We start from the raw sequence: 7,793 nt of genomic DNA, 5'->3' as shown, positions 1-7,793 counted from the left end.
AACTGCTTGTCTTGGTCAACGCCGAGTCGCTCCCCACCGACCACCCCACCACCGAAGACGACGGCGACACAGACGACGTGGCCGACGACACCGCCGCCGACCATGACGTTGACCACGACGCTGGCGATGTGGCCGATGACACAGATGACACCAGCATGGACGGCGATGACAACACCACCGATGCCGCCCACGACGACGGCAACGCGGCCGACGATACTGCTGACCCGGACGATGCCGACGGCGCGGATGACAACGGCCGGGCCGACATCCGTGGCACGGAAGAGCCCAGCGCGGACGGTGCTGGTGGCTTCGGTCGGCACGGCGGCGAGAACATCGGTCACCGGGCCCGGGAGCGATCCGCGCAGGCCTCCTCCGCGACACGGCACCAACGGCAACCGGAGTCGGGTGATCGAGGGCGTCGGTTGTTGCGGTGGAAGGTGCCGGGATTGTTGCTGGCCACCGGCCAACTCCTGTCCCCGACCGACATAGCGCGGCTGGCGCGTACCTCTACGTTGATGCGTCTGGTCATGGATGCCGACGGGCAAGTGCTCGACATGGGGCGTGCCGTACGGCTGGCCACCGGTGCGCAGCGCAAGGCTGTCTTCGCCCGATACGGCACCTGCTGGATCGACGGCTGCCCCCTCCCGGCCACCCTGTGCCAGATCGACCACGCCGACAACTGGGTAGCGGGCGGGTTGACCAACCTCAAGCTCCTCGGACCGGCGTGCCAGCACCACAACCGCGACCGCTACCGGCACCCCGAACGGTACGTACGCCGCCGGGAAGGCAAAGACCGCTGGGCCTACACCTACACCGGCCCCCGCTACCGAACCCGACGGCCGCCGCCGAGCACAGCGTCACCTCGAAAGCCGGCGTCATCTCCGACCGTCGTTCCACCCATGAGCGGAGATCCGCCCTGACGTAGGCCGCCCTGACGTGGGGCCGCTGAGACATGGGCCCCTGAAACATGGGCCACTGGCCAGGTGACCGAGGGCGGGCCAGCACGAAGGCGCGCAGAAACTCGCCCAGCTGCGGGAAGCGGAGCACAACGAGCGAGATCGCACGTCGTCCAGACGAGGGGTCTTCGCTTCATGAGTGCTGCCCATCACGAGGGTCCCGCCCGACCACGCGAGAGGAGATCACGCCGTGAAGCGGGGAAAGCCGCTCGTGTGCCAGATGCGGCCGGAGGATGTGACCGCGAATGCCTCGTACCCGTCGAGGGCCTCCACCCAGTCGCGGGCGGCGTCTCCCATGGCGAATGCGGCGGTGGCGTACGCGTCGGTGAGGGTGAGGCTCTGCCCTACCAGGGTTATCGAGGCCAGCGCGGTCGCCGGCCGGCCGGTGTGCGGGTCGACGATGTGCGCTCCCCGCTCGGCTGTGCCGGATGTCGCCACCGCGATGCCTTTGCCGGTGACGACGGCGACGAGTTCACCGGGCCGCAGGGGATGGGCGACGCCGATCCGCCACGGCCGGTCGGGAGCGGCGGAGCCGGTGAGCTGGACGTCGCCGCCGCCGTTGACGCAGTGGTCGGTCGCGCCTGCTTCCGTGATGATGCGCGAGGCGCGTTCGATTGCCCAGCCCTTCACCATGGCTGACGGGTCGAGGCGTCCGGCGGGCCGGGTGGTGAAATAGCCGCCCGAGACCCGGGACACCTTGCCGCACAATGCCAGGATCTCGGCGACCTCCGGGGGGCAAGCGGCCACAGTCGTCTCGCCCCTGTCCAGGCGACTGACGGCGCTGCCGCGCCGGTAGGTCGAGAAGACCGCGTCCACCTGGTGCAGCCATTCCACGGCCGCGGACAGGCCCTCAGGCGAATGGCCGGTCCGCACGTCGAACGAGACGACGGTGCCCATGACGTGTTCGGCGTGCCGCGTCACGCCTTGTCCAGGGCGCTCTGCAGGGACTGGATGTAGCCCTCGCTGGTGTACGTGGCACCCGAGACGGAGTCGATCTGGGCGGACTGGGCGGCCAGCGCCTCCTGGTTCAGGATCGGCAGCGCGCGGTCGTTGATCTCCTGGTCTCTGCGGTTGCCGTCCGGGGCCTGCAGCACCAGAACTTTGGTGATCTTCTTGCCGGAGAGCGTGATCTGCACCTGGACGGGTCCCCAGACCGTGTCGACGGCGTCGCCCTTGACCGCGTTGCCCCCCATGCTCTTCGCGCCGCCCGAAGAGCCGCCCGAAGAGCCGCCCGAAGAGCCGCCCGAAGAGTCGCCCGAGGAGCCGCCTGACGAACCCGACGAGCCCGACGAATCCCCCGAAGAGTCACTTGAGCCGGGATCGGGGCCCGCCACCGCGGAGAGAGGCTCGTCGCCTGAGGTGAGGCTGTGCGGTTTGAACGACAACAACAAAATCAGTCCCACGGCCGTGACGAGCACGGCGAAGATCGCTCTGCGCATGGTTTCCTCAGAACTCGAACGACTCGTGGTGGATGCGGCGGCCGGGCACGCCCGCCACCAGCAACGCGGGGATCACGCGGCCGGTCATGTCGGCCGGTCCGCACACGTAGACGTCATGATCGCGAAGATGGGGCACCAGATCCGACAGCGTACGGGGTGAGAACGCGTCGCCGACCACGCTGCGGGGGCCGACGCTGTAGAGGAGCCGGGCGCCTCGCCGGGCGGAGATGTTCTCCAGTTCGGCGCGGAACAGCAGGTCGCGGGTGCCCCGGGCCCTGTAGAGGAGCGTCAGGTCGCCGGGCTCCGCCGGGATCGACTCGAACAGCGCCCGCAGCGGTGTGATGCCCACCCCGGCGGCGATCAACAGCACCCGGCGCCGCCGGCGGCGCTCCGCCGTGAAGGAGCCGTACGGACCTTCGGCGATGACGCGCGTGCCGGGGCGCAGCCGGGCCAGGCTCCGGCTGTGGTCGCCGAGGTCCTTCACGGTGATGCGCAGTTCGCCGCGGCGGGGTGCGGCCGACAACGAATAGGGATTGGCCGACCACCACAGATCCCGGGTCAGGAACCGCCACCGGAAGAACTGGCCCGGCTGGATGTCGAGCCGGTCCAAGCGCCGCCCGGCGATGTGGACCGACACGACGCCCGGGCCCTCTGCGACGACCCGGCTCACCACGAAGCGATGCCGTACGGCCCGGCGGATCGGGGTGAGGAACCGGTACCAGAGCAGCAGCAGCGCGACGGCGATGTAGAGGGCGTACCACGCGAGGCTCGCCAGGCGGTCGCCGACGAACTCCGCGCCGTCCGACAGGACGTGCCCGAACGCGAGCCACGCCGCGAGATACGTGTAGAAGTGCAGGTGGAACCAGGTCTCGTAGCGCAGCTTGGGCCTGATCGCCCGGGCCGATATGACGCCGATTCCAACCAGCAGGAGGACGGCCGCGCTCGCCTTGAGCACGTCGGGATAGGTGAGGTTCAGCGTGACGGTCTCGCTGATCACGTTGTCGCCGTCGGCCACGGCGTATCCCCAGATGATCAGAAGAGTGTGGGCGACGGCCAGCCCGACGACGTACCGCCCGCCCATCGAGTGCCAGCGTGCGAGCCGGTCGGATCCGACGCCGCGCTCCAGGGCGGGGACGCGGGCCATGAGCGCGAGCAGCACCGTGATCGCGTATCCGGCCAGCAGTCCGGTGATGCGCCCCGCGCCGGTTATCCAGTCGGCCGGCCCGGCCACGACGGGGGTGTTCGACCACCACAGTCCCAGTACGGCGACCGCACCCGCGCCGATCGCTACAAGGACGGCGATCGGGCTCAACCCCTTCAAACCGGCGTCTCCTATCGTTCTCGGACTGCTGCTGTGGATCACCACCGTGCCATCCGAACCTCTGAAATGCCTTTGAACAGGATCAAGTGGGACGATTCAGAGCATTCTCAGAGCAAACCCAGAGGCCGGCACAGCGGTCAGTAAGGATTCATGGAGGCATGCAGGCCGTTCCATCCCCGACTCCCACGATGCTCCGACCTGACGGCACCCCCGTCCGGGTCCTCGTCGTCGACGACGAGCCCGACCTGGTCGAAGTCCTCAGCGCGGTCCTGCGCTACGAGGGCTGGAGTGTGCGCACCGCCTCCGACGGGCTGACCGCTGTGGCCGAGGCCCGCGAGTTCCGCCCCGACGCCGTGCTGCTCGACGTGATGCTCCCCGACATCGGCGGCCTGGAGGTGCTGCGGCGGCTCAGAGCCGAGGCCCCGCACGTGTGCGTGCTGTTCCTCACGGCCAAGGACGCGGTGGAGGACCGGATCGCCGGCATCACCGCCGGCGGCGACGACTACGTGACCAAGCCCTTCAGTCTGGAGGAGGTCCTGGCCCGGCTGCGGGGACTGCTGCGCCGCGCCGGCATGGCCCAGATCGCGATGGGCACGCCGCTGGTCGTGGGCGATCTCGTGATGGACGAGGACGCGCGTGAGGTCACCCGCGGGGGCTACTACGTCGAGCTCACGCCCACCGAGTTCGAACTGCTGCGCTTCCTGATGCTCAACCCGCGCCGGGTGGTCAGCAAGGCGCAGATCCTCGACCGGGTCTGGTCCTACGACTTCGGCGGGCAGGCGCACGTCGTCGAGCTGTACATCAGCTACCTGCGCAAGAAGATCGACGCCGGCCGGACACCGCTCATCCATACCGTCCGGGGGGTGGGTTACGTGCTCAGACCCGTAGAGCGGCGATGAGGAGGATCATTCCGCGCACCATCCGGGCCCGCCTGGTCGCCGGGGTGCTCGTGCTGCTCGCGCTCGCCTGTGCCGCGATCGGCGTGGCCACGTCGCTCGCGCTGCACGGATTCCTGCTCCAGCGGGTGGACCAGCAGCTGCCGGTGGCGGTCGGCAGGTTCGCCGCCAGCCTGGAGCATCACGCCGACAACGGTGAGCACGGCGACAGCAGGGGGCAGTCACCCGGCACGCTCGGTGTGCGCCTCCTGAACGGGAAGGTGACCGACGCCGCCGTGGTGACCACGGCGACCCGGCGCATCGACCTGTCCGCGTCCGACGCGGCCGTGCTGGCCGCGGTTCCGCTCGACGGCCGCCCTCACTCCGTCGAGCTGTCGTCCCTCGACGACTACCGTGTGGTGGCAGTGGCGGGCGCGGACGGCGACGTGCTGATCGACGGGCTCCCGCTGGAGGGCGCCAACGCGACCATGCACCGGCTGCAGATCGTCGAGGCCGCCGTCTTCGCCGCCGTCTTGCTGGTGACCGGCGTCGCAGGGGCGATGTGGGTACGGCTGTCGCTGCGTCCCCTGCAGCGGGTCGCGGCCACGGCTCGCCGGGTGACCGAACTGCCCCTGGCCAGCGGGGAGGTCGAGCTGCCGGAGCGCGTGCCGTACGAGGATCCGCGCACGGAGGTGGGGCAGGTCGGCGCGGCCTTCAACCGCATGCTCTTCCACGTGGGCGACGCCCTGGCCAGCAGGCAGGCGAGCCAGCAGCGCATGCGCACGTTCGCGGCCGACGCCAGCCACGAGCTGCGCACGCCGCTCGCGTCGGTGCGTGCGCACGTGGAGCTCGCCCGCCGCGACACCGCGCAGGTCCCCGAAGGCGTACGGCACTCCCTGGAGCGGATCGACGCGGAGACGGCCCGTATGCGCTCCATCGTCGACGACCTGCTCCTGCTGGCGCGGCTCGACGAGGGCAGGCCGCTGGCGCGTGACGAGGTCGACCTCAGCCGCCTGGTCATCGACGCCACCGGCGACGTGCGCGTGACGGCTCCCCGTCACCGCTGGAGGCTGGAGCTCCCCGAGGAGCCGGTGACCGTGACCGGGGACGCCGACCGGCTCCACCAGGTGATCGCCAACCTGCTCGGCAACGCCCGTTTGCACACGCCGGAGGGCACCACGGTGACCGTCGCGTTGCGGGCCCCCGCGGCCGGCACCGGAGCAGGCACCAGAGCAGACGCTGTGGAGCTGACCGTGACCGACGACGGCCCGGGCATACCGGAGGAGTCGCTGCCGGAGATCTTCGAACGATTCGTCCGGGTCGACAAGGCCCGCTCGCGGGCGTCGGGCGGCAGCGGACTCGGCCTGTCCATCGTGCGAGCGGTCGTCGCCGCCCACGAGGGGACCGTCGAGGTGGACAGCCGCCCCGGCCGTACGGTCTTCCGGGTGGTGCTCCCGGCCGGGTGACACTGGCCCGTTTTGCCCGGTCACGAGGGGTCCCCGGCCGGCTCGTGGCAGAGACCTTCACCCCTCTTTGCGCCAGGGTTAGGGGCCTCGCCTCGGGGTACGGCGGCACGCAGCGCTGGAAGGGAGGCGGGTTATGACCGACCAGATGATCAAAGGATCGCCGTCCACGGGCGAACTCGTCCGGCGCCTTTCCGAGGACGTGTCACGCCTCGTCCGCGGCGAGATGCGGCTGGCCAAGCTGGAGATGACGCAGAAGGGCAAACGCGCGGGCCGGGGAGCGGGCCTGTTCGGCGGCGCCGGCGCCATGGCCTTCTACGGCGGGGCGGCCCTGGTGGCGGCGGCCATCCTCGCCCTCGCCCTCGTGCTGCCCGGATGGGCGAGCGCCCTCATCATCGGTGTGCTGCTGCTGATCGTCGCCGCGGTGCTGGGAATGCTCGGCAAGGGCCAGGTGTCGCAGGCCGCGCCGCCGATGCCGGACCGGGCGATTCACGGGATAAAGTCCGACATCGAGGCCGCCACGCACAAAGTGTCCCGGTGACAGCCCCGCTGGCGCGAGCGGTCCGAGGGAGGCGTGATGGACTTCGAGCTCGACGAGGACCAGCGGTTGTTCCAGCGGACGCTGCGGGAGTTCGTCGAGAGGGACATCGTGCCCGTCGCCTCGGAGTGGGAGCGCAGCGGGCGTTACCCCGACACGATCATCGAGCGTTTCCGCGAGATGGGCCTGTTCGGCATCACCGTGCCCGAGGAGTACGGTGGGCTCGACCTCGACCGCGTCTCCTTCGCCCTGGTGTTCGAGGAGATCGCCCGCGGGTGGATGGGGGTCGCCGGCATCCTCGGCACCCACTCCCTGTCGACCTGGATGATCGCCCGTCACGGCACGCCCGAGCAGCGCAGCCACTACCTTCCCGACCTCGCCACCGGGGCCCGCCGTACCGGGATCGCCCTGACAGAGCCGGGGGCGGGAACCGACCTGCAGGGCATCGTCACCCGGGCGGTCAGGGACGGCGACCATTACGTGATCAACGGCACGAAGACGTGGATCACCAACGCCAGGCACGCCGACCCGCTGCCCGTGCTGGTGAAGACCTCCGTGGAGTCGCCGGCGCACAAGGGCATGTCGGTGTTGCTGGTCGACGCCTCGCGTGAGGGTTTCACCGTCGGAAGGGACCTGCCCAAGCTCGGATACAGGGGCACCGAGACGTGTGAGGTCGTGCTGACCGACGTCCGGGTGCCCGCGTCCTGCCTGCTCGGCGGCGTTGAGGGCAGGGGCATGCAGCAGGTGCTGTCGGCGCTGGAACTGGGGCGCGTCAACATCGCCGCGCGGGCCGTGGGCGTCGCCCAATGCGCCTACGAGGCGGCGCTGGAGTACGCGCAGCAGCGGCAGGCTTTCGGTCAGCCCATCGCCGATTTCCAGGCCGTGCAGCTCAAGCTGGCCGACATGGCCACGGAGATCCAGGCGGCTCGGCTGATGTCGTACTGGGCGGCTATGCGCTCGGAGGCGGGCGCCGCGACCAGCGAGGCCGCCATGGCCAAATATTTCGCCTCGGAGGTCGCGCTCAAGGCCACGGTGGAGGCCATGCGGATCCACGGCGGCTACGGGTACTCCGAGGATTTCGTCGTTGAGCGGCTCTACCGCGACGCGCCCCTGATGGCGATCGGCGAAGGAACCAACGACATCCAGCGCCTGGTCATCGCCCGCGCCCTGATCCAAGGCACCACCACCCTCGGCTGGTGAC

9 protein-coding genes are annotated in these 7,793 nt (G+C 70.1%); 5 read left to right on the top strand and 4 right to left on the bottom strand.

Annotation, left to right across the window (positions count from 1 at the left end; translation table 11 throughout):
• A partial coding sequence (locus Pth03_RS28995; RefSeq protein WP_203947579.1) for a hypothetical protein occupies nucleotides 1-341 on the bottom strand: 341 nt, incomplete at its 3' end.
• Between the two features lie 105 nt (nucleotides 342-446).
• Between Pth03_RS28995 and Pth03_RS28990 the strand changes: the two genes are divergently transcribed.
• Entirely contained in the window at nucleotides 447-920 is a 474-nt protein-coding gene (locus Pth03_RS28990; protein ID WP_203947578.1) for an HNH endonuclease signature motif containing protein, read from the top strand.
• 219 nt (nucleotides 921-1,139) lie between these two features.
• On the opposite strand, the gene Pth03_RS28985 is transcribed toward Pth03_RS28990, so the two are convergent.
• From Pth03_RS28985 to Pth03_RS28975, 3 genes are read right to left on the bottom strand one after another with little or no spacing between them, the layout of a single operon-like run.
• Nucleotides 1,140-1,877: an FAD:protein FMN transferase gene (locus Pth03_RS28985; protein WP_239119451.1), complete on the bottom strand. Its 738-nt coding sequence runs from the start codon at nucleotides 1,875-1,877 to the stop codon at nucleotides 1,140-1,142.
• Nucleotides 1,874-2,395: an FMN-binding protein gene (locus Pth03_RS28980; RefSeq protein ID WP_203947577.1), complete on the bottom strand. Its 522-nt coding sequence runs from the start codon at nucleotides 2,393-2,395 to the stop codon at nucleotides 1,874-1,876. The genes Pth03_RS28985 and Pth03_RS28980 overlap by 4 nt, the downstream gene beginning before the upstream one ends.
• Before the next feature lie 7 nt (nucleotides 2,396-2,402).
• On the bottom strand, nucleotides 2,403-3,716 hold the full coding sequence (locus Pth03_RS28975; protein ID WP_203947576.1) for a ferredoxin reductase family protein: 1,314 nt from the start codon (nucleotides 3,714-3,716) through the stop codon (nucleotides 2,403-2,405).
• 188 nt (nucleotides 3,717-3,904) lie between these two features.
• Between Pth03_RS28975 and Pth03_RS28970 the strand changes: the two genes are divergently transcribed.
• From Pth03_RS28970 to Pth03_RS28955, 4 genes are all read left to right on the top strand, one after another.
• Complete coding sequence (locus tag Pth03_RS28970; RefSeq protein ID WP_203947575.1) at nucleotides 3,905-4,615, top strand: response regulator transcription factor; 711 nt, start codon at nucleotides 3,905-3,907, stop codon at nucleotides 4,613-4,615.
• Complete coding sequence (locus Pth03_RS28965; RefSeq protein ID WP_203947574.1) at nucleotides 4,612-6,057, top strand: sensor histidine kinase; 1,446 nt, start codon at nucleotides 4,612-4,614, stop codon at nucleotides 6,055-6,057. The genes Pth03_RS28970 and Pth03_RS28965 overlap by 4 nt, the downstream gene beginning before the upstream one ends.
• A gap of 133 nt (nucleotides 6,058-6,190) precedes the next feature.
• The gene (locus tag Pth03_RS28960; protein ID WP_239119450.1) at nucleotides 6,191-6,595 is read left to right on the top strand and encodes a phage holin family protein; all 405 of its coding nucleotides are present in this window, start codon (nucleotides 6,191-6,193) and stop codon (nucleotides 6,593-6,595) included.
• A gap of 36 nt (nucleotides 6,596-6,631) precedes the next feature.
• Entirely contained in the window at nucleotides 6,632-7,792 is a 1,161-nt protein-coding gene (locus Pth03_RS28955; protein ID WP_203947573.1) for an acyl-CoA dehydrogenase family protein, read from the top strand.
• The last annotated feature ends 1 nt before the right edge of the window (nucleotide 7,793 follow it).

Origin of the sequence: Planotetraspora thailandica (assembly GCF_016863335.1) — a bacterium.
GTDB lineage: Bacteria > Actinomycetota > Actinomycetes > Streptosporangiales > Streptosporangiaceae > Planotetraspora > Planotetraspora thailandica.
The sequence above is the reverse complement of the archived record's forward strand: the minus strand, read 5'-3'. Positions and strand labels throughout refer to the sequence as shown.

Excerpts from the sequence above, each read along its gene's own strand:
- Pth03_RS28965 (WP_203947574.1), top strand. The coding sequence starts at position 4,612 with ATGAGGAGGATCATTCCGCGCACCATCCGGGCCCGCCTGGTCGCCGGG.
- Pth03_RS28970 (WP_203947575.1), top strand. The coding sequence starts at position 3,905 with ATGCTCCGACCTGACGGCACCCCCGTCCGGGTCCTCGTCGTCGACGAC.
- Pth03_RS28960 (WP_239119450.1), top strand. The coding sequence starts at position 6,191 with ATGACCGACCAGATGATCAAAGGATCGCCGTCCACGGGCGAACTCGTC.
- Pth03_RS28980 (WP_203947577.1), bottom strand. The coding sequence starts at position 2,395 with ATGCGCAGAGCGATCTTCGCCGTGCTCGTCACGGCCGTGGGACTGATT.
- Pth03_RS28955 (WP_203947573.1), top strand. The coding sequence starts at position 6,632 with ATGGACTTCGAGCTCGACGAGGACCAGCGGTTGTTCCAGCGGACGCTG.